Consider the following 22,358-nt stretch of genomic DNA (forward strand, 5'->3'; position numbering starts at 1 on the left):
GCCACATCTGTCACGCGGCCCGATTGTACCGGTGGCGGCCCGAGGTTTCACAGAACCCTCTTGTCTTATTTCACAGAGGGTTCTATGCTCGGGATCGCCACGCGCCGGACATCCCGCACCGGTCGCGCTGTGGCTCCCGTTGCGCCCCTCGCCGAGCCCCGGAGGATCGAGATGGCAAAGCCGCCGCTGTCGATGGAGCCCACCGGCTGGTTCCAGGTCGCCTGGTGCGCGGAGATCCCCGTCGGCGCCGTGCACACGATGAAGTACTTCGGCCGCGAGATGGTCGCCTGGCGCACGGCATCGGGACAGGTCGCGGTATTCGACGCCTACTGTGAACACCTCGGCGCCCATCTCGGTTACGGCGGGCGCGTCGACGGCGAGAACCTGGTGTGCCCCTTCCACGGGTGGGAGTGGAACCGGGAGGGCCGCAATGTGTGCATCCCGTACGAGAACCACCCGAACAAGGGCCGCCGTATTCGTAGTTACCCGGTCGCCGAACGCAACGAGGCCGTGTGGATCTGGTACGACACCGCCGGGCGCGCACCGTATTTCGAGGTCCCCGATATCTTCACCGCGTTCGGCGACGACCGGACCGCCGCCGACTACTACCCGCCGGTGCCCGCGGCCACCCTGTTCCGGCCGGGCCTGGAACTGCATCCGCAGTACGTCATGGAGAACGGCGTCGATTTCGCGCATTTCAAATTCGTGCACAAAACGCCGTTCGTCCCGGAATTCACCCGGCACGATTTCTCGGGCCCGGTCTCCTATGTCGATTTCACCATCGCCTTCGACGAGAACGTGCGCGAAGACCAGGTCGGCAGCGGGGTCGAATCGATCAACGCCGGGCTCGGCTGTTCGATCACCAAGAGCTGGGGCATGGTCGACAACCGCACCATGCCCGCGGTGACCCCGGTGGACGACCGGACCTGCGATGTCCGGTTCACCGTATGGATCGGCCGCAAACCCGGCGACGACAGTCCCGAGATCGGCCGCTACGGCAAGACCATGGCCGGTTTCGTCATCGAACAGTTCGACGCCGATATCGAGATCTGGTCACACCAGCGCTACTCGGACCCGCCGGCCCTGTCGCGCAAGGAATTCGACGGTTTCACCGCCCTGCGGAAATGGGCGGCGCAGTTCTATCCGGACGGCGCACGAGCCGAGCAGCCGACAGAAAGGTCCCCACGATGAGCACCTCCGACAAGATCCGGGTTTTCCAGGTGGCCACCGGCAACCTCGGCACCGAGATGATCGGCCGGATCCGCAACCACCCGGACCTGGAACTCGTGGGCCTGCACTGTTATTCGCCGGAGAAGATCGGCCGCGATGCGGGCGAGATCGTCGGTATCGGCCCGATCGGTGTCATCGCCACCGGTTCGGTCGACGAGATCATCGCCGCCCGGCCCGATGTGCTCACCTTCCACGGCGTCTTCCCCGACGAGGAGTTGTACGAGAAGGTCCTCGAAGCGGGGATCGATGTGGTGACGACCGCCGACTGGATCACCGGTTTCCACCGCGACACCAACCATCCGCATCCCTCGGGCCGCAAGGTCAGCGAGGTCATCCAGGCCGCCTGCGAGCGCGGGAAGTCGACGTTCTACGGCACCGGGATGAACCCCGGCCTGGCCCAGATTCTCGGTATCGTGCACACCGCCGATGTCGCCGAGATCGAGAACATCACGGTCACCGAATCCGTCGATGTGTCCTGTCACCATTCGGTCGACACCTGGAAGGCCGTCGGCTACGGCCGCCCGGTCGACGATCCGACGATTCCCGATTCGCTGCACAAATACACCGCGGTCTTCGCCGATTCGGTGTACTTGATGGCCGATGCCTTCGACCTCGAACTGGACGAGGTGACCTTCGGCTACGAACTCGGCGCCTGTACCAAGGATGTCGACCTGGGCTGGTACTTCCTGCCGAAGGGTTCACTGGGCGCGAATTACATCAAGTATAAGGGCATGGTCGACGGAGTGGCGCGGGTGGAATCACATCTGGAATGGCAGATGACCCCGCACACCGACCCGGCGTGGAATATCAAGGGCTGCTATATCACCCAGGTCACCGGCGATCCGAATATCTACAGCAAACATATGATCTTCCCGCGCAAGGGTATGGATCTGTCCGACCCGGCGAATTTCGCGTCGATCGGGATGACGGTGACCGGCCTGCCCGCGCTCAATGCGATCAAATCCGTCGTGGCCGCCCGGCCGGGCATGATCACCAGCGCCGATCTGCCGCTGCGCAGTTTCGCGGGCCGCTTCAAACTCTGAACACCGCTACGCCGGCCGGTGCTGCGTCACCCGGCGCCGCCCCTGCCGCGTCACCGGGTCGCGCCCGCCGCTGTGTGCCCCGGCCGGGTAGCCGCTGCCTCACCGCTGGGTAGCCGTCGCACCGCCGGGAGCCGGGGGCAACCGCTGCGTCACCGGACGCGTGCTCAGCGTCCGGCGGTGGCAAGCCGGTAGTCGGCTTCCAGCAGCATCCAGGCGCTCAACTGGACCGAGAGGTCGCGGCTCAGATTCACCGAGGTCGCGGCGGCGGAGTCGGCGATCTGCAGGAAGGCCCCCGGCCGGCGGGGCACCGTGACCGCGCGAGACCAGTCGGCACCGAACAGCGGCAACCCGTCCACCTCCGCGCGGTTGCGCCAGGCCGCCTGTGCCGACGTGCGCACGATCTCCGCCGCCGTGTTCTCGCCCAGCGCGAGCGCCGCCACCGTGAGATACCTGGCGAAGATACCCATGAACAGCCCGGAATCGTCGCCGGCGGCCGCGCTGATCACACCCGATTCCGTGAGCCCGGTCGCGGCGGCGGCCACCAGCTCGGCCACCCGGCGCCGATGCCCGGGGTCGCCCGTGCGTACCGCCAGCTCGGTTTCCAGCCCGATGGCCACGCCCTGGCAGTAGGTATGCACGGACCGGTCCACCCGCCCGCCGGGCTCGTGCACACCGTCGAGGATCAGGCCGCTGTCGGTGTCACGCAGCCGGGTGTACAGGAAATCGGCGAGCTCGGCGGCACGGGTCACCGCACCCAGCCGCGCCAGCGCGATACCGGTCGGGCCGATCGCCGGGGTGTTGTAGTAGTCGTCGCCCATCCGCCAGGGCACCGCCCCGACATCCGGATTCCAGCCTTCGAGCAACGCGGTGCGCAGCTCGCCGACCGCGCCGCCGAACCGGATAGCGAGCAGCCGGTCGGCCCGTTCCAGCGCCAGCACCAGCCACGCCATATCGTCGTAGTACCGGTTGGTCCAGCCGGTGAGGTTGCGGGCGCGGATACCGCGCGCCAAGGCGGTGACCCGGTCCAGGCGGTCGGGTGTCGGGGCGCGATACGCGGCGTCCACCGCGCAGTCGAGCAGATGGGCCTGCCACCAGTAATGCCATTGCGCGAACGCCTGTTCCGGCAGGCCCGCCGGCCAGGCGAGTGCGCCCAGCCGCATTCGCGGCAGCCCCCACAGCGTCCGCACGTGCCGCGTTACGACGGCCCGCTCCGCCAGCTCGGCCCGTTTCCCGTACTCCCCCGGACCGACGACCACCTTGGGTGTGATCGTCCCCGCCTGCGTCGGTTGCGCCAGCGCCGTGAGGGTGATCCCGGCACCGGCCGCGAACAACACACTGCGCCGGCTCATGCGTACGTTCCGGCGATCCATCCGCTCGGACCCCTCTTGCTGGAAACGATCATCTGAGCTGCAGAATCGGGCACCCGGATTCTATCCCCGCCCAGCCGTACGCGCGCGGCGGCGACGGCCCGGCCGACTCCCCCCGGCCACCGGTAAACCGCCGGAATCCGCAGGTCAGTGCGCGAGCAGCGAATCGGTCACCGTCAACGGTGCCGCGGTCGCCGACCGCACCTGCTCGACGCTCACCCCCGGGGCCGTCTCCCGCAGCAGCAGGGTGCCGGCACCGGCCACATCGATCACGGCGAGATCGGTGATGATCCGGTGCACCACCGCCCGGCCGGTCAGCGGGAGCGTGCAGGCTTCTACGATCTTGGCCGCACCCCCGCGCTCGGTATGTTCCATGACCACGATGACCCGTTCCGCGCCGTGCACCAGATCCATCGCCCCGCCCATACCCTTGACCATCTTTCCGGGCACCATCCAGTTCGCGAGGTCCCCGGACGCCGAGACCTGCATGCCGCCGAGTACCGCGGTGCCGATATGGCCGCCCCGGATCATCCCGAACGACAGCGCCGAATCGAAGAACGCGGCACCGGGTTCGACGGTGACCGTCTCCTTACCCGCGTTGATCAGGTTCGGGTCCACCGCGTCGTCGGCCGGGTACGGGCCGGTGCCCAGGATCCCGTTCTCCGAATGCAGCGTCACCCGCACCGACGGATCGAGATAGCCGGGAATCAAGGTGGGCAGGCCGATCCCGAGATTCACATAGTCGCCGTCGCGTAGTTCGGCCGCGGCGCGGCGCGCCATCTCCGGCCGGCTCCAGCCGGTCCGGGTCGCGGGTCCGGTCATCGGTTCACTCCTGCCTGTTCGCGGGTGGTGCGCTTCTCGACGCGTGTCTGCTGCGGTCCGGTTTCGACGATCCGCTGGACGAAGATTCCGGGCAGGTGCACCTGCGCCGGGTCGATCTCGCCCGGTTCGACCAGCCGCTCGACCTGGGCGATCGTCACCCGGCCGGCCATCGCGGCCAGCGGGTTGAAGTTCATCGCCGCCTTGTCGAACACCAGGTTGCCGTCGGTATCGCCCAGTACCGCGTGCACCAGCGCGAAATCCGCGGTGATTCCGGTTTCGAGTACGTAGTACTTGCCGCCGAACTCGCGGATCTCTTTGGGCGGCGACGCGATCGCGACCGTGCCGTCCGCGTGATAACGCCACGGCAGTCCGCCGTCGGCTATCGGGGTCCCGACGCCCGCGGGGGTGAAGAACGCGGGGATCCCGGCACCTCCCGCCCGCAGCCGTTCGGCCAGCGTGCCCTGCGGTGTCAGCTCCACCTCGAGTTCCCCGGCCAGGTACTGCCGGGCGAATTCCTTGTTCTCGCCTACATAGGAGGCGGTGACGCGGCGAATACGGCCGGAACCCAGCAGGATTCCCAGGCCGTGGTCATCCACGCCGCAATTGTTGGAGAACACCTCGAGCGCATTCGCACCCGTTTCGGCGAGTGCCGCGATCAACACGTCGGGGATCCCGCACAAACCGAACCCGCCGACGGCGATCGTGGCGCCGTCGCCGATATCGGCGACGGCTTCCGCCGCCGACTCCACCACCCGTGTACTCAACAGAGCAACCCTCCTCGTCTTCCGCGAACCGCTTCGCGCTCGGTGAGCGGACGCGGCCCTACTGGCAATTACTGAATCAAATAGCCAGTTCAGCGGGCAATAATTCTGAGAGTTCGATCGAAATCCGATCGCTCGGCGAACCCTCTCGCCACAGTCTGTTCACTGAATGGACGTATGCTCCTGGCCATGGAGGACAAGCCGCATGTCATCGGCCGGGCCACCGCGCTGCTGCGCGCCCTCGGCGATCACGAACCGGCCGGGGCCTCGACGACCGAGCTCGCCCGCGCCGCCGCCGTCGCCCGCCCCACGGCCCACCGGATGCTGATGTCGCTGGCGGCGGAAGGGTTCGTCGATCGCGACAACACCACCGGCAAATGGACACTCGGCCCGGAGATCTACCTGCTCGGAGCGCTCGCCGCCGACCGCTACGATATCGCCGCCGACGCCCGCGATATCCTGCGCGAACTCGCCCGCGACACCGGAGAGAGCGCATTCCTGTCGGCCCGCCGCGGCGACGAAACCGTCTGTGTGGCCGCCGAGGAAGGCAGTTTCCCGCTCCGCTCCCATGTACTGCATCCCGGTATCCGGTTCCCCCTCGGCGTCGCCTCCGCCGGCCTGGTGATCCTGGCGCATCTCCCCGACCGCGATATCGACGACTACCTCGGCCGCGCCGACCTGACCGGAAGCCACGGCGCCGCGCATGCCACCGCCGCCCTCCGGGACCGGATACACCGCACCCGCGTCGACGGATACGCGACCAATCCCGGTCTGCTCGTCGAAGGCAGCTGGGGTATGGGCGCCGCGGTCTTCGATCACCACGATTCCCCCGCGTGGGCACTCAGCCTCACCGGCGTAGAGACCCGTTTTTCCACCGAACGACGGCCGGAACTCGGCACCCGGCTCCTGCACGCGGCCCACCTCCTGACCCTCCGGCTACGCGCCCGGCTGCCGGCAGACAAGGGCCGCACCCGAGCGGGTGATCGGCCCCGGCACGACCGTCCGGCTGCCGGATGGCCGCCGGCGGATTCGTCCGTATCGAAGTCCGGCGCGACAGCCGGCCGGAGCGCCGTGGGCAGGCCGTGGTAATCGCCGCGACCTGTGTTTCCGCATCGTCGACCGGCCGGAGGGAGTACTCGGCGGCCTCGTCGGTGCCGCCCGGGCCCTCCACTTCTGGGCGGCCATCAACAAGGCGCTGTAGGCGGGGTGACCACGACGGGCCCCAGGGGTGAGCAACCTGTGGCACCTGACGCTTACGCCCGCATAGGGTGGGTCGACACCGCCAGGTCACCGGCCACCGGGCGATCACCGCCTTGACACAGACACCGCTTCTGTGCCGATCAGGGGTCCGGGAAAGAGTTGTGGCACAATGTGGCAGCCCTTGTCAGCTGATAGAGGCCGTCCGATTCGCGGCGGTCCGAACGCTGTCGACGAGAGCGATCCCGTGCCGGTGACCTGACCGACGATGCGGGGTTTACACCGCATATGGCACACGATGGGTGTGAAGCCGTTGCTGCGGACGGACATACTGCGGGCGCTGATGAACGGTGCCGCCGATTCGTTGCGGGAAAATCTGGTCCGGCGCGCAGCTCCCGTTCTGGCCGAGCGGCACAGTGGGGAAAACCTCCGTCAAGGCAACGATTTCCTGGGCAGAGGCGACGAACACGGCGCAGACAGCCTCGCCGGGGACATCCCCGCGTATCGTGCCGAGCTCGGACCTGTGCGCACCTCCGCGGCACGCGTATCGCAGGACACCGACCCGGTCTTCCTCGATATTCGTGAACGTCTCTTCGTACGCGGCGACGCAGCCGCCCGCGCGGCGTGGGGTCGTGAGTTGATGGAGCTGACAGAACTCGGCTACGGCAGGCAGGCCGACCACCATCTCGAACAGGTCTTGGGCCTGCCCGCGTACCGGTACCATGAAGCTCCCTCAGCTGGGCGACCGGCCGCGCCGTTCGAAGGGCTGTCCCCGCAACTGGCGGGACAGCCGGGGCTGCACGCGCCGGAACCCTCGCGGATGGTCTATCTGACTCCGGTCGCCAAGGCATTGAACCTCACACCCGACGACGTCGTCTACGACATCGGTTCCGGCCTCGGCAAGGCAGGTCTGTTCTTCGGCGGATTCACTCCGGCCAAACGTGTCGTCGGACTCGAGATCGAGCCCGCGTATGCGGCGTACGCCGATGAGCGCGCCCGCGAACTGGGGCTTTCGCATGTGAGCTTCGTAAACCGGGACGCGCTGGAGGCCGATATATCCGACGGTACGGCCTTCTACTTCTACAACCCCTTCGGATCGACAGCGGACCGGGATACCGTAGGCCTGCTGGCGGAGCGGTTCGCGGAACTGGGCAGCGAGCGCGACATCCAGATCGCCGTCAAGGGCAAACCTCTGCAGACGCGATTGGACGAGACTGGAGTGTTTTCGGCCGAGACCGTCCTGGAGGACCCGGCAGTCTGGAAGGTATACCGCAGTCACCAGGACCCGCGGTAGTGCCGACGACAGGCCAGTCCTGCCACCGGAGTTCAGCTGCTGGAGAGTGTCCTCAAAGCCATGTGAGCAGGGTGGCCAGGCCGAGCATCCCGCGATAGGAGCGCAGACGACGAGATATCGGCCCGGTATCGGCTAGCCGGCCCCGAGCGCGTCGAGAATCATCGGCCGGGCGGTAGTGATCGCCTGCTCCCAGTAGGGCCAGGTGTGGGTGCCGTCGACGATATCGATCCGCGCCGCAATCCCCAGCGCCGCGACCCGATCACGGAAGATCTGGGCGGCCATCATCGCCATCGCCTCCAGACCCATCGCGTTCACGGTATCGCCGAACCAGTACGGCACATCGGCCGCTCCGGGCACGCCGTTGCCGGCCGAGAGGTACATCGGCAGGCCGCGCAGCAGTTCGGCCTGCACCGTCGGATCGTTGCGGCGCCAGGCGGGATCGCCGGCCGGGCCCCACATATCCTCCATATTGAACCGGCCCTCGTCCCACATCGCGGCCCGGACCGCCTCGCTCCACATCGGGAAGGTCGGATTGACGAAGCCGGAGAAGGATCCGGCGAACTTGAACTGGTCACGGTGGTGTGCGGCCAGCGTCAGTGCCGATCCGCCACCCATGGAGGCACCCACGACGGCATTGTTCGTCCGCGAAACCCCGTAGCGGGCAAGGAAGTCCGGCAATTCCTCGGTGAGGAAGGTTTCCCACTTGTAGGTGGTGGTCTGGCCGTTGGTACTGCTGGGCCGATACCAGTCGGAATAGAAACTGGAATTGCCGCCGACGGGGAACACCAGTGTTACGTCGTCACCCGCGAACCGGCGCAGCACATCGGTATCGCTGACCCACTGACTGTGATCCCGCGGCGCCCGCAAACCGTCGAGCACGTACAGCGCCGCGCTCCCACCGCGCGCCGCCCATTGCACCTGGACCTTCACCGGCCCCATCCCCGACGGCACCATGAGTTCCTGGTAGTCCCCGCCCGGCGCCCGCAGGACCGGAGCCGCGCTCGGCGCCGCACCCGCCACCGGCCCACCGGCCCCGGCCATCAGTAATGCCGCCGCGACCACCGCGCCGAATATCCGCAGCCGCCGCCACGCCGCCCGCCGATTCTCTTCTCGCACTTCCACGCCCCGTCTTCAGTTCTGCCCGCGCTGTCGCTCACGCTACCGAAACGCCCGGCATTCCGCGCATTCGTCACCGACGGCGGGTGCTGTGAATATGCACAGCTTCAGCGCCACTACCACCGTGCGCAGCCGTTCGGCCGAACACCGCAGAGCCGCTCTTGCGCCGCGAGACCCGGTTTCCCACGGAAACTTCTCGGCTGCCCGTTTTTTCGTATTTCGAGGGGGTACCGCGGTCCTGTCACCTAGTGCACGCATCCGGCCCCGTGCAGACTCGCGGCGACCGGAACGTCATGAACGAGAGGGTCGAGGTATGCGTAAACCCATTCGGTTGTTCGGCTCCGCCGTAGTTCTCGGTATCGCCGGGCCGGCGGCCACACTCGCGGCGCCGGGCGCCGGGGCGGCGGTGACCGGGATAACCATCGACGCCGGACCGGAGGGCTTGCGTGCCGGGTGCCCCTATACGGTGACGGCAACCGTCGACGCGCCACCCACCGAAGCGGGACCGATCACGATCATCAACAGTGGCGGCGTGATCGGCGGTAACGGTAACCGCCTCGGCGAGGCCCGGTACCACCCCGAGAACGGGACAGCCACCTTCGAGTGGGTTCCCGAGCAGCCGGGCCGCCAGAACCTCACCGCGCAGCAGTTCACGCCCGGGCAGTACCCGTCCTCGAAGTACATCGAGGTCGATATCCGCAGCCGCGGCCTGGACACCGGAAGTGCCTGCCTGCCGCTACCCTGACCCGAGCCGGGACCGGTGGTGGCCCTCCCTCGGGCCGAGCCGCCACCGGGCAGGCAGGTCCCGTGGGAGCCCGCGGTCAGAAACTGAAGGGGGTGCCGTACCCGGTTGTCTGTGCGGCCCCGCCGGAGGTCTCGGCGCTGACGGTGACGAACGGTACGGCCGAGGCCGGCGACAGGCAGCCGCCGATGTTCAACGGGGTGTTGGCGTGCGCGAACGTATACGGGAAGGTCGTTTCCGGAGTGAGGGTCGTTTCCCCGACCACCACCGGCGCCACCTCACCCGGCGCCAGATTCACCGCGAGTTCGCCGGCGAGTGCCCCTTCCATTCCGACACTGGGTTCCACCCCGACCAGCGGCGCGACCGTGACAACCGGTGCGGCGCCTTCCTCGAACGTGGTGGCGACCTCGAGTTCGGTATAGGGCGAGATCGAGGTCCCGCCCCCGATCTCCGGAGCGATCGCGATGGACAACCCGTCCGAAACGTCCACCGCACAGCCGACCAGGTACCCGACAGCGATCTTGCCACCCTGTAGAGCCGCCCCCGCTCCGTCGAGAACGACGGAAAAATTTCCGGACACTTTGGTCGCGTGTGTGAACGGTACCCCGGCCGCGACATCCTCGGCCGGGGCGAAATTCGTGGCATCCACCGAGGCGATCAGCCGCAGCCCACCCACGCCGATCTCGCCCGGTGCCGCACCGGCGGGGGGAGCGGCAACAGCGGCAGCGGCCACCGTCGTTGCGGCGAAGGCCATCGTGACAATCGAATGCTTGCGCTTCATTTCGCTCCAGTCGAATCGGGATCGAGTAGGAACTTCGACAAGCGGACCGGCGCACCGGGCATCGCTGCCGGCGCGCATATCGGAACACTACCGGCGGGGACCGGCGACCCCCGTACGGCCGACCGGCGCGTCGCCCGGCGGGAACGGCTGGCCTGCTGTCGACCGGTGGTCAGCGAACGGCTCCGGCCGCCGGTGCCGATAGACCGGTCTCCTGGAGCCGGCGCAGATACCGATCGATGATCGCGCTGTCGATTACCGGGCAGGTGATACCGCTGCCCGCCAGCGCGGCGCGGGTTCGGCTGTCGTCCAGCACCAGATCGGCGGTTCCGGGAACATCGAGATCGACATAGGTGCCGATGAGCAGCGCGGCGCGCCCGAGGTCGGCCTCCGGTGCGGAACCCGCCGCCAACTGCTCACCCAGTACACGCTGGGCCTCCTCCGCCGGGACGGTGCGCACCGGACAACCCAGCCGGGCGAGGCCGGCGAGCAGCTCCCGGACGGGCGTCGGAACCGTGTTCACCAGGTGGTACCTTTCGCCGCAAGCCGGGGCTCCGGCGATCAGCGCGGCCAGCGCGGAAGCCACATAGTCCACGGGCGCCAGCGAAACCGCCGCCGCACCCACCTCCGGCGCGACACCGATCAGTGCCGCGGCACGCAGCAGTGTCCACAGCGCGTCGCCCGGCGCAACAGCGCCGGTGCGCACGGAGCCGGCGACCAACCCGGGCCGGTACACCGCGACAGGTACACCGTGCTCGCCTGCTCGGAGCACCAGTTGTTCGGCCACCCACTTGGTCGCCACATAACCGTGCCGGGCGACTTCGGCAGCCGCGATCTCGTTCCGCTCGGTGACGAGACCGGTGCGGTCCGGGCCCAGCACGGCGTCCAAGGTGGACACCAGGTGCACCGGGATCTTCCGGGATGTCGTGGCCAGGCGCAGTACCTCTCGGGTGCCGCCGATATTCGCGGCGCGCAGCTGCCGATAGGACGCCAGATGGTTGACGAGCGCGCCGTTGTGCACGATGCCCCCGAGCCGGCGGGCCAGGTCGACGAATGTCGGCTCGTCCAGCCCCAGGCGGGGCCGGGCCAGATCGCCCGGGACGACGATGACCCGGTTCGGCAGATCGTCGTGGACCAGCTCGTATCCGGCCATGGCGGTGCGCAGCCGAGCCAGGCCGTCCACCGCAGTGGTGGCGCGCACCAGGCAGTACACCGTCCGCGTGCCGGAATCCAGCAGTGCGCGGAGCAGATGCGTACCCAGGAATCCAGTGCCCCCGGTGAGCAGTAGCGGACCGTCCGGATCCGCGGGCGCGACAGCCTCCACCGAGAATCCGGGGTCGAGCCGTGCATCGTCGAGCAGTTGCCGGGCGAACGCGGCGGGATCGTCGTCGTCCGCGGCCGAGGTCAGCGCTCGCACGGTCGCGGCGGTGAAGAAGGTACGCGGTTCCACCTCCAGGCCCAGGCGCTCGCGCAGCGCCGTGCGCAGGGTGAACACCAGCAGCGAGGTACCGCCGAGAGCGAAGAAATCGTCCTCCGGCCCCACCGACGGCAACCCGAGGACCTCCGCGAAGACGGCCGCGACGGCTTGTTCTTGGGGTGTCCCGGCCGAAGCCTGGTGCGCGGTGGCGGGTGCCGGGGTACCGGTACCGGACATGACCGGAGCGACGGTCCGCGTCCCGGTCGGAGCGATGATCTCGGCGAGATCGCCGACCCGCCGATCCGGATCGTCGTGGGCCGCGGCGAGTATCGCTCGGTATCCGTGCGCGAAAGCAGTGACGGTGGCGTCGTCGAAAACAGCAGTGTCGTAGCCGAATACTGCCCGGGCCGGCGTTTCCCGGACAGTGACGGTCAGATCGAACTGAGTAGTCCGCTGCGGCACCTCCAGCACCTCGACTTCCAGGCCGTCCAGCATCAGTGGCGGCGGCGCGGGCAGGTTCTCGTACGAGAAAACGGTGCGCAGCAGTGGGTGGCCGCCGTCCAGGCGGGGGGCATCCACGGCATCGACGATCCGGTCGAAGGGCACATCGGCGTTTTCGAAGGCGTCCAGCGCGGCAGTGCGCACGCGGGTGACGAGGTCGCGGAACGAGGCGGCGGGGTCGATACGGACGCGCAACGGCAAGGTATTCACGAACATGCCGACCATCCGGTCCAGAGCGGGATGCCCCCGACCGGCCACCGGGACGCCGATGACCATATCCGTGCGACCGCTGAATCGATGCAGCAGAACCGCGTAGGCCGCGAAGGCCACCATGAACGGCGTGCTGTCGCCGAGCGCGGTTCCGGTGACGACCGGCGCCACCGCGACCGTCGCTCCCGCGCCGGCGCGTTCGCCCGGACCGCCGGGCCGGGTGGGTAGCGGCAGGCTGTCCGGGACTCCGGCCAGCACAGTGCGCCAGTACGCCAGTTGCCGGGTGACGCGGCTACCGGGATCGGTGCGATCACCGAGTATTTCGTGCTGCCGGCAGGAGTAGTCGATATACCGCACAGGGAGCGGCGGCCAGCCCGGTTCAGTCCCCGAGCGAGCGGCCTCGTACGCGGTGATCAGATCGCCCATCAGCGGACCGAGCGACCAGCCGTCTGCGGCGATATGGTGCGCGACGAGTAACAGGACGTGCGCGTCGGTACCTGTCCGGAGCAGACGAACACGGATCGGCAGATCGACGGCCACGTCGAAGGGCCGGCGCGCGAACACCTCCGCGGCCGCGCCTGGATCGGCATCACCGGCCACCTGGTGCGGCGACAGGTCCAGCGCGGCCAGGGCCTCGCCGACCGGCAGGACCCGCTGGTAGGCCGAGGCGCCGCGCTCCGGATACACGGTGCGCAAGGTCTCGTGCCGATCCAGTACCGCCGCAACGGCCGCACGGAGCGCGTCCAGGTCCAGTGCCCCGGTCAACCGGACCGCCGCCGGTAGATGGTAGGCCGCGGAATCCGGCAGCAGTTGGTTGAGCAGCCAGAGTCGCAACTGGGCCGGTGCCGGTGGAACCGGGCCCGGCCGGGATACCGGCACGAGTTCGAGCGCGGGCGTGAGTTCCCGGTCATCCAGCGCGGCGGCGAGTTCGGTGACGGTGGGTGAATCGAAAAGCGTACGCATGGGCATTCCGAGCCGGGCCGCGACCCGGCTCGCCGATAGTGAGGTGCCACCGCGGGCGAAGAAGTCGTCGTCGGCTCCGATCGGCTCCGTGGTCTGCAGAACTTCGGCGAACACCCGCGCGACCTGTTCCTCGGCCGCGCCCGCCGGGGCGCGGAACTCGGTCCGCCCGAACACCGGTACCGGCAGCCGCCGGGTATCCAGCTTCCCGTTGGCGGTCAACGGCAGGGTATCGAGGATTTCGTAGGCGGCGGGTCGCAAGTACGCGGGCAGCCGCCGGGCGAGCGCGGTGCGCACCGTCGCCGGCTCGATCCGCGCACCCGGCTCCGGCACCAGATACGCGACCAGGTGGGTACCGGTTCGGGGATCGGTATGGGCGACGACCGCGGCGCGGGCGATCCCGGGTAGGGCGGTGAGCGCCGTCTCGATCTCGCCCGGTTCGATCCGGTAGCCGCGCACCTTCACCTGGAAATCACTGCGGCCGTGGTAGATGAACTGCGGTTCGGCGTCCTCGGTGATCGTCACCAGATCACCGGTTCGGTACAGACGCCCCGCCGGCGGGCCGAACGGGTCGGCGACGAAGCGGCTCGCGGTGAGCCCCGGACGACGGTGATAGCCCCGGGCCAGTGCCGGCCCGCCGATATACAGTTCGCCGAGGACGCCCGGGGGGACCGGTCGCAACGCGGCGTCGAGGACCACCGCGTGGAATCCCCGCAAGGGTGCGCCGATGGTGACCGGCCGGCCCGCCTCGAGCTCGCCGAGCGTTGCGATATCGGTGGCCTCGGTCGGACCGTACCCGTTGCGCAGACACCGGCCCGGCGCCCAGGCATCGACGAGATCGGGTCGCACGGCCTCGCCGCCCACCGCCAGCGCGCGGAGAGCCGGTACCGCCGAGGGGTCGAGGGTGGCGAGTACAGCCGGGGTGATGATGGCCATGGTCACCCGCTCCCGGCGGATCAACTCGGCCAGATCGTCGCCCGCGACGACATATCGTGGCGCGATCACCATGGTGGTGCCGGCGGCCAGTGCGCACAGCTGCTCGCCCACCGCCATATCGAAGCCGGGCGAGGCATGGTGCAGGGTCACCGTGCCCGGACGCAGGCCGAAGCGTTCGCGGCGTTCGGCGGCGAGATTGGCCAGGCCGCCGTGGGTGACCATTACTCCTTTGGGGCGCCCGGTGGACCCGGACGTGTAGATGAGATAGGCCGGATGGGCGGCGGACAGCGGCGCACCGCGGTCGGCATCGGTCACGGCGCCGACCGCGGCGCCCAGCGGTGCGTCGAACAGATCATCGAGGAGAACACTGCGCATATCGGTGGGCAGCCGGCCCGCGTGTGCTGTGGTGGTCAGTGCCACCTCCGCACCGCAGTCGGCGAGCAGGTACTCGATCCGGTCGTCCGGGTAGCCCGGATCGACCGGCACGAAGGCGGCTCCGGACTTGGCCACCGCCCAGACCGCGGCCACCGATTCGGCCGAGCGCTCGAGCATGGTGACCACCAGCCGTTCCGGGCCGGCGCCCGCCGCTATGAGGGCACGCGCGAGCACATCCGTGCGCCGGTCGAATTCCCGGTAACTCCAGCGCCGTTCGCCGTGCACCACCGCGATACCGTCCGGATCGCGTTGCACCGCGGCGGCGATCAGCGCGGCCAGTGGTTCGGCCGGGGCGGACGCGGGTCCGCGCAGGGGCACCAGGATGCGGCGCTCGCGATCGTCCAGCAGATCGAAACCCTCGACCGTGGCCGCCGCGTCACCGGTGAGATGGTCGAGCAGCCGCTGGAATCGTGCGTGGTGTGCGGTCAGTTCGGCGCGGGTGTACCGATTCGGATTGGCCTCGAATTCCGTCCGCAGACCGGCCGTCGACCCGGGATAGACATTGAACGCCAGATCCGGGACCGGCCCCGTGCCGAGCATGTGCAGGGTGCCGCGCGCGGGGCCCAGCTCGACCGCGGAGTGGAAGTTCATGATGTTCACGGCCGGGCCGAAATCGCGATCGATCTGCCGCTCGCCGACGGCGGCGGCGCGGGCGATATCTTCGCCGCGGTAGCGCTGGTGTCGTAGCGCACCACCTATTTCGGCCCGCACCACGGCCAGCAGGTCGGCAAGGCGGGCGGAACCGGAAACCGGAAGTCGCAGCGGGACGACATTACTGACCAGCCCGGCGCTGCGGCGCAACACCGCGGTCGTGCGCGCGGCCACCGGCAGACTCAGCGTTACCTCCGTGGCACCGGTGACCCGGGCGAGATAGGCACCGAATACGGCGACCAGCACCGCGGCAACCCCGGCCCCGTCGGCGACGGTTTCCAATGCCGCGGCGCGGGCCGGGTCCAGATCGATGCCGGCCACCACCGAGTACGCGGCGAGATCGCCCGACCGCAGGGCAGGGGTCACCGGCTCGGGCAGCCCGGCCGCGTGCTCGGCCCAGTATCGGCGGTCCTTCTCCCACCGCGGCGAGGCCCGATAGGCCCGGTCCGCCGCCAGCAGCAGCTCGGGTGACCCGGGCTCGAGGTCGGGCAACTCGGCACCCGCCCGGATCAGCTCGTAGAGTTCGCCGGTCCGGCGGGCCAGGATCATCGCGCCGTAGCCGTCCAGCAGGAGGTGATGGGCCCGGGTGTAGATCAGATGCCGGCGCGGAGCGAGCCGCAGCACGGTCGACTCCAATGGTGGATCGGCCGTGACGTCCATCGGCCGCTGCCGGTGGGTACGCATCCATTCCGCGGCCGCGGTGTGCGGATCGGGCTCGGCACTCAGGTCGAGGACATCGAGTTCGTCGTATTGGTCGAACTCGATCCGCTGCCACGGGGTGCCGTCCGCGCCGAGACCGAACCGCAGGTACACGCCGAGCTCCCGGGCCGCCCGGCGCCCGGCAGCCGCGTAGGCGGCGCAATCGAAGGGACCGGTCACGTCCACGTACTGGGTGATGGTGAACGGAATGTGATCGTGTAGGTGCTGAGCGAACCAGATTTCGCGCTGCGCTGTGGTGAGTGGCGACAACACGCCCGGGTTCGTGTGCATTACAGGTCCTCGATATCTCCGCCGAAGCAGATAGGTAAGCCTGCCCTATAAAAGCACAGGCGGCCGTGGCCGATACCGGTGATGCACACACCGTCGCAATGGCCGAGACACGCCGCCCGGAGCGGACAGCGATGACCGGCGCGGACGGAGGGGAGAGCCGGCGCCGACCTCACCCAAGGCGCCGCGAACCCCCGATTCGGCAAGATACGGGCGAGTAGCCCCCATACGCTGTGCGAATTCGCGCGGTGACAGGGCAGACTGGCCCAAACGTACCCGCAACCCCCGCCCCGACCGGGGCTCGTGCTTGCGCAGGAAGGAGTCGGCGAGTGTTCAACCGCATCGCCATCGTGAACCGTGGGGAGTCCGCTATGCGGCTCATCCACGCTGTCCGGGATCTGTCCGCCGAGACCGGGCAACAGATAGAAACTGTCGCCCTGTACACCGATGTGGACCGGACCGCGACGTTCGTACGGGAAGCCGATGTGGCCTATGACCTCGGCCCGGCCTCCGCGCGCCCGTATCTGGACCTGAAGGTCCTGCGCAGCGCGCTGCTGGCGACCAAGGCGGATGCCGCCTGGGTCGGGTGGGGGTTCGTCGCCGAGGATCCGGCGTTCGCGGAACTCTGCGAAGAGATCGGCGTAACCTTCGTCGGCCCCGATCCGGAGGCCATGCGCAAGCTCGGCGACAAGATCGGCGCGAAGCTGATCGCCGAGGAGGTCGGGGTGCCGGTCGCGCCGTGGAGCCGCGGCGCGGTGGAAACACTCGACGACGCCCTGGCCGCGGCGAATCAGATCGGTTACCCGCTGATGCTGAAGGCGACCGCCGGTGGCGGCGGCCGCGGTATCCGGGTGATCACCAATGAGGCCGAACTCGCCGACGCCTACGAGCGCACCCGCCAGGAGGCCGTGCGCGCGTTCGGCAGCGGAGTGGTGTTCCTGGAGCGGCTGGTCACCGGCGCCCGGCATGTCGAGGTGCAGGTGATCGCGGACGGCCAGGGCACCGCGTGGGCCCTCGGCGTACGCGACTGCTCGGTGCAGCGGCGTAACCAGAAGATTATCGAGGAATCGGCCTCGCCGGTGCTGAGCGCCGAGCAGGCCGCCGAGCTGAAGGCGTCCGCGGAGCGGCTGGCGATCGCGGTGGACTACCGCGGCGCGGCGACCGTGGAATTCCTGTACCACCCCGGTGAGCAGTTGTTCGCATTCCTGGAGGTGAACACCCGCCTGCAGGTCGAGCATCCGATCACCGAATACACCACCGGTTTCGACCTGGTCCGGGCGCAGCTGCTGGTCGCCTCCGGCGGCCGGCTCGAGGGTGAACCGCCGGCCGAACGCGGCCACGCCATCGAGGCCCGGCTCAATGCCGAGGACCCCGACCGTGACTTCGCGCCCGCCCCGGGCCGGATCGCGCACCTGGACCTGCCCGCCGGGCCGGGTATCCGCGTCGATACCGGGGTCAGCGAGGGCGACACCATCCCCGCCGATTTCGACTCCATGATCGCCAAGATCATCGCCTACGGCCGTAACCGGGACGAGGCGCTGGGCCGGTTGCGCCGCGCCGTCGCGCAGACCCGGGTGATCATCGAGGGCGGCGCCACCAACAAGAGCTTCGTCCTCGATCTGCTGGATCAGCCCGAGGTGATCGACGCCAGTGCCGATACCGGCTGGATCGACCGCGTGCGCGCGGAGGGCCGGCTGGTTTCGCACCGCCACTCCACCGTCGCGCTGGCCGCCGCCGCCATCGATGCCTACGAGGAAGAGGAGCGGGTCGAACGGCACCGGCTGCTCTCCACGGCCGCCGGTGGCCGCCCGCAGGTGCAGCACGACAGCGGCCGGCCGCTGGACCTGAAGTTGCGCGGCGCGAGCTACCGGGTGCGGGTCGCCCGGATCGGTGCGCACCGGTTCCGGGTCGGGATCGAGGCGGGCGCCGAGACCCGCACCGCCGATGTCGACCTGGAACGTTTCGACCAGCACACCGGCCAGGTCGTGGTGAACGGCGTGCGCTACCGCCTGACCACCGGCACGCACGGCCCGGTGCACCTGGTCGATATCGACGGTGTGACCCACCGGATCAGCCGGGACGAGGGCGGTGTGGTCCGGTCCCCGGCACCCGCGCTGGTGGTCGCGACCCCGCTGGAGGTCGGCGACGAGGTCGAGGCCGGCGCACCCGTCCTGGTGCTGGAGAGCATGAAGATGGAAACGGTGCTGCGGGCGCCGTTCCGGGGCCGGGTGAAGGAATGCGGTGTTTCCGTCGGCACCCAGGTGGAGACCGGTGCGCCGCTGCTGCGCCTGGAACCGCTCGCCGAGGACGACGCCGCCGGCGATACCGCGGCCACCGCCTCGGTGGTGCTGGATCTGCCCGACGCGCCCGCCGAGGTGCAGCCGCACGAGCGGCTGACCCGCGGCCTGCAGGATCTGCGCAGCCTGCTGCTGGGCTTCGATGTCGACCCGCACGACGATCGCCGGGTCCTCGCGGAATATCTCAGTGCGCGCAGCGCGGCCGTCGCGGACAATCACCGCCCGCTGGCCGAGGAACTCGACCTCATGCAGGTGTTCGCCGATCTGGCCGAACTCAGCCACAACCGCCCCTCGGACGACGACGGCGGCGGCCGCGGCCATGTGCACAGCGCCCGCGAATACTTCCACACCTATTTGCAGAGTCTCGATGTCGAGCGGGCCGGGCTGCCGGAGTCGTACCGGGCGAAACTGGCCACGGCGCTCGCGCACTACGGCGTCACCGACCTGGAACGCACCCCCGACCTCGAATCCGCGGTGTTCCGGATCTTCCTGGCCCAGCAGCGCCCCGCCGACACCGTCGAGGTGATCTCGACCCTGCTGCGGGAATGGCTGCGTGAGCCGATGCCCGACCGGGTGCTGCGCGAACCCGTCGGCCTGGCGCTGGAACGCCTGGTGGCGGCCACCCAGGTGCGTTTCCCGGTGATCGCCGACCTCACCCGCGGTCTGGTCTTCGCCTGGTACGGCCAGCCGGTGCTGCGCCGCAACCGCGCCCGCGTCTACACCGACGCCCGAAAGAACCTCGCCTACCTCGACGCCAACCCGGACGCGGCCGACCGCGGCGACCGGATCGCCGCCATGGTCAGCGCCACCGAGCCGCTGGTGCGGCTGCTCGGCCAGCGGCTGTCGCGCGGTTCCGCCGACAACACGGTGATGCTGGAGGTGCTGACCCGCCGTTACTACGGCAACAAGGACCTCACCGGCGTGCGCACCCGGCAGGCCGGCGACTGCACCTTCGTCGTCGCCGAACGCAAGGGCGTGAATCTGGTGTCGGCCGCGGTGAGCTTCGATTCGCTCGCCGAGACCATGCGCGGACTGTCCGAACTGGCCACCGGCACCGCCTCCATCGAGGCCGATATCTACCTGTCCTGGGAGAACCAGCCCGAGGATTTCGACGCCATGGCGGCGGCGCTGCACGAGGTGCTCAACGCGCAGCCGGTGCCCAACCTGGTGCACCGGATCACCGCCACCGTGGCGGGTAGCGATAACGCGGTGATGCACTACCACTTCACGTTCCGCCCGTCGGCCACCGGGCTGGACGAGGAACGGCTCATTCGCGGCCTGCACCCGTATATCGCGCAGCGGATGCAGATGAAGCGGCTGCACAAGTTCGATCTCACCCAGCTGCCGTCCTCGGACAACGAGGAGGTGTACCTGTTCCGGTGTGTCGCCAAGGAGAACCCGGCCGATGAGCGTCTCGTCGCGTTCGCGCAGGTCCGTGACCTGACCGCGCTGCGCGATCACGACGGCCGGCTGGTCACCCTGCCGACCGCGGAGAGCACCATCGCCACCTGCCTCGATTCCATCCGGCGCGCGCAGGCCGGGCGGCCGGCGGCCAAACGGCTGCAGACCAACCGCATCGTGATGTACATCTGGCCGCCGATCGATATCACCCGCGGCGAGCTGGAGAAGATCGTCGAACGAGTACGGCCGACCACGGTCGGCGCCGGGCTGGAGGAGATCCTGCTCATCGCCCGCCAGCCCGATCCGGAAACCGGTGAACTGGTCAAGCTCGCGCTGCGCATCACGTTCGACGCGATCGGCGGTACCCAGGTCGTCGTCGGCGAACGCTCCGACGAACCGGTGGAGCCGCTGGACGAGTACCGGCAGAAGGTGCTGCGGGCGGCCGGTCGCAATGCCGTCTACCCGTACGAATTGACCGATCTGCTCGGCGATTTCACCGAATACGATCTCGACGCCGACCACGCGCTGGTACCCGTCGACCGGCCGAAGGGCCGCAATACCGCGGCCATCGTCGCCGGTGTGGTGACCACCCCGACCGACCGGTACCCCGAGGGCATCACCCGCGTGGTGCTGCTCGGCGATCCCACCAAATCGCTGGGCGCGCTCTCGGAACCGGAATGCCGCCGGATCATCGCCGCGCTCGACCTGGCCGACAGTATGCAGGTCCCGCTGGAGTGGTACGCCCTGTCCTCCGGTGCCCGGATCTCGATGACCTCCGGCACCGAGAACATGGACTGGGTGGCGGCGGCGCTCAAACGCATCGTCGAATTCACCCAGGCCGGCCAGGAGATCAATATCGTGGTCGCCGGGATCAACGTCGGCGCCCAGCCGTACTGGAACGCCGAAGCCACCATGCTCATGCACACCAAGGGCATCCTGGTGATGACCCCGGATTCGGCCATGGTGCTCACCGGTAAACAGTCGCTGGACTTCTCCGGCGGCGTCTCCGCGGAGGACAACTTCGGTATCGGCGGTTACGACCGCGTGATGGGCCCGAACGGCCAGGCGCAGTACTGGGCGCCGAACCTCACCGCGGCTCGCGGTGTGCTGATGTCGCACTACGACCACACCTACATCGCCCCCGGCGAGCAGGCACCCCGTCGTGCGGCCACCACCGACCCGGTCGACCGCGATATCTCGGATTTCCCGCACGTCCTGGCGGACAGCGGTTTCACCACCGTCGGGGAGATCTTCTCCCCCACCGCCAACCCGGACCGCAAGAAGCCGTTCGATATCCGCACCGTGATGCGCGCCCTGTCCGACCAGGACCATCCCGTGCTCGAACGCTGGGCCGGGATGGCCGACGCCGAAACCGCGGTCGTCCAGGACGTGCACCTGGGCGGTATCCCGGTCTGCCTGCTGGGTATCGAATCCCAGAGCATCCCGCGGCGTGGTTTCCCGGCGACGGACGGCCCCGATACCTACACCGCGGGCACCCTGTTCCCGCAGTCGTCGAAGAAGGCCGCCCGGGCGATCAACGCGGCCAGCGGTAACCGCCCGCTGGTGGTGCTGGCGAACCTGTCCGGTTTCGACGGTTCCCCGGAATCGATGCGCAAACTGCAACTCGAGTACGGCGCCGAAATCGGCCGGGCAATCGTCAATTTCGACGGCCCGATCGTGTTCTGCGTGATCTCCCGCTACCACGGTGGCGCGTTCGTGGTGTTCTCGAAGGCCCTCAACCCGAATATGACGGTTCTGGCCATCGAGGGCTCCTTCGCCTCGGTCCTCGGCGGCGCCCCCGCCGCGGCCGTGGTCTTCGCCGGTGAGGTCGGCAAACGCACCGCCACCGACACCCGGGTCCGGGACCTGGAGAAACGCGCCGCCAACGCCTCCGGCACCGAACGCGCCGCCCTCACCGCGGAACTCGACGAACTGCGCTCCTCGGTCCGCGCCGAGAAGCTGGGTGAGGTCGCCGCGGAATTCGACGCCGTGCACAGCATCCAGCGCGCCGTCGAGGTCGGCTCGGTGGACGCCATCATCCGCGCCGCCGAACTCCGCCCCCGCATCATCGAAGCCATCGAGGCCCGGCTGGGATGATCCGCGCGCTGTCGCCCGAACCCCCCCCCGTGACGGCGCCGGCGTACGAAAAACAATTTGATCCCAGGTAGTACACCAAAACGCCACGGGCGCAAACCGTTAGGGCACCCACCCCC

At 68.9% G+C, this 22,358-nt stretch carries 11 protein-coding genes and 1 pseudogene; 6 read left to right on the top strand and 6 right to left on the bottom strand.

The genetic code is table 11. The features are described 5' to 3' along the window. Positions 1–171: 171 nt before the first annotated feature. Both QH276_RS29750 and QH276_RS29755 read left to right on the top strand, forming a co-directional pair. Positions 172–1,191, top strand: coding sequence for a Rieske 2Fe-2S domain-containing protein (locus tag QH276_RS29750; protein WP_280397769.1), 1,020 nt, complete (start codon positions 172–174; stop codon positions 1,189–1,191). After that, positions 1,188–2,273 carry an NAD(P)H-dependent amine dehydrogenase family protein gene (locus tag QH276_RS29755; RefSeq protein WP_280397768.1) on the top strand — a complete coding sequence of 362 codons (1,086 nt, stop codon included), beginning with the start codon at positions 1,188–1,190 and terminating at the stop codon, positions 2,271–2,273. Before QH276_RS29750 ends, QH276_RS29755 begins: the two co-directional genes overlap by 4 nt. Before the next feature lie 164 nt (positions 2,274–2,437). On the opposite strand, the gene QH276_RS29760 is transcribed toward QH276_RS29755, so the two are convergent. The 3 genes from QH276_RS29760 to QH276_RS29770 form a co-directional block, all read right to left on the bottom strand. Next, the gene (locus QH276_RS29760; RefSeq protein WP_432278580.1) at positions 2,438–3,622 is read right to left on the bottom strand and encodes a glycoside hydrolase family 76 protein; all 1,185 of its coding nucleotides are present in this window, start codon (positions 3,620–3,622) and stop codon (positions 2,438–2,440) included. Between the two features lie 165 nt (positions 3,623–3,787). Then, the gene (locus tag QH276_RS29765; RefSeq protein ID WP_280397767.1) at positions 3,788–4,462 is read right to left on the bottom strand and encodes a 3-oxoacid CoA-transferase subunit B; all 675 of its coding nucleotides are present in this window, start codon (positions 4,460–4,462) and stop codon (positions 3,788–3,790) included. Beyond that, positions 4,459–5,226 carry a CoA transferase subunit A gene (locus tag QH276_RS29770; protein WP_280397766.1) on the bottom strand — a complete coding sequence of 256 codons (768 nt, stop codon included), beginning with the start codon at positions 5,224–5,226 and terminating at the stop codon, positions 4,459–4,461. Before QH276_RS29770 ends, QH276_RS29765 begins: the two co-directional genes overlap by 4 nt. A 186-nt stretch (positions 5,227–5,412) precedes the next feature. On the opposite strand from QH276_RS29770, the pseudogene QH276_RS29775 reads away from it, so the two are divergent. Beyond that, positions 5,413–6,171: pseudogene (locus QH276_RS29775) on the top strand (IclR family transcriptional regulator); the annotation flags it as partial. Between the two features lie 547 nt (positions 6,172–6,718). Further along, a complete protein-coding gene (locus tag QH276_RS29780) occupies positions 6,719–7,714 on the top strand; it encodes a hypothetical protein (protein ID WP_280397765.1) in 996 nt (331 codons plus the stop codon). 132 nt (positions 7,715–7,846) lie between these two features. On the opposite strand, the gene QH276_RS29785 is transcribed toward QH276_RS29780, so the two are convergent. After that, the gene (locus QH276_RS29785) at positions 7,847–8,755 is read right to left on the bottom strand and encodes an alpha/beta hydrolase (protein ID WP_280397780.1); all 909 of its coding nucleotides are present in this window, start codon (positions 8,753–8,755) and stop codon (positions 7,847–7,849) included. A gap of 388 nt (positions 8,756–9,143) precedes the next feature. Here QH276_RS29785 and QH276_RS29790 point away from each other — a divergent pair, with 388 nt between their 5' ends. Continuing rightward, the gene (locus QH276_RS29790; RefSeq protein WP_280397764.1) at positions 9,144–9,575 is read left to right on the top strand and encodes a hypothetical protein; all 432 of its coding nucleotides are present in this window, start codon (positions 9,144–9,146) and stop codon (positions 9,573–9,575) included. A 76-nt stretch (positions 9,576–9,651) separates the two neighbouring features. On the opposite strand, the gene QH276_RS29795 is transcribed toward QH276_RS29790, so the two are convergent. Continuing rightward, positions 9,652–10,353 carry an MspA family porin gene (locus QH276_RS29795; protein ID WP_280397763.1) on the bottom strand — a complete coding sequence of 234 codons (702 nt, stop codon included), beginning with the start codon at positions 10,351–10,353 and terminating at the stop codon, positions 9,652–9,654. A 169-nt stretch (positions 10,354–10,522) separates the two neighbouring features. Next, the gene (locus QH276_RS29800; RefSeq protein WP_280406975.1) at positions 10,523–16,450 is read right to left on the bottom strand and encodes a non-ribosomal peptide synthetase; all 5,928 of its coding nucleotides are present in this window, start codon (positions 16,448–16,450) and stop codon (positions 10,523–10,525) included. Positions 16,451–16,776: 326 nt separating this feature from the next. On the opposite strand from QH276_RS29800, the gene QH276_RS29805 reads away from it, so the two are divergent. Beyond that, positions 16,777–22,242 carry a carboxyl transferase domain-containing protein gene (locus QH276_RS29805; protein WP_280402714.1) on the top strand — a complete coding sequence of 1,822 codons (5,466 nt, stop codon included), beginning with the start codon at positions 16,777–16,779 and terminating at the stop codon, positions 22,240–22,242. Positions 22,243–22,358 lie beyond the last annotated feature (116 nt).

This window comes from Nocardia carnea (assembly GCF_029869215.1).
GTDB lineage: Bacteria > Actinomycetota > Actinomycetes > Mycobacteriales > Mycobacteriaceae > Nocardia > Nocardia carnea_B.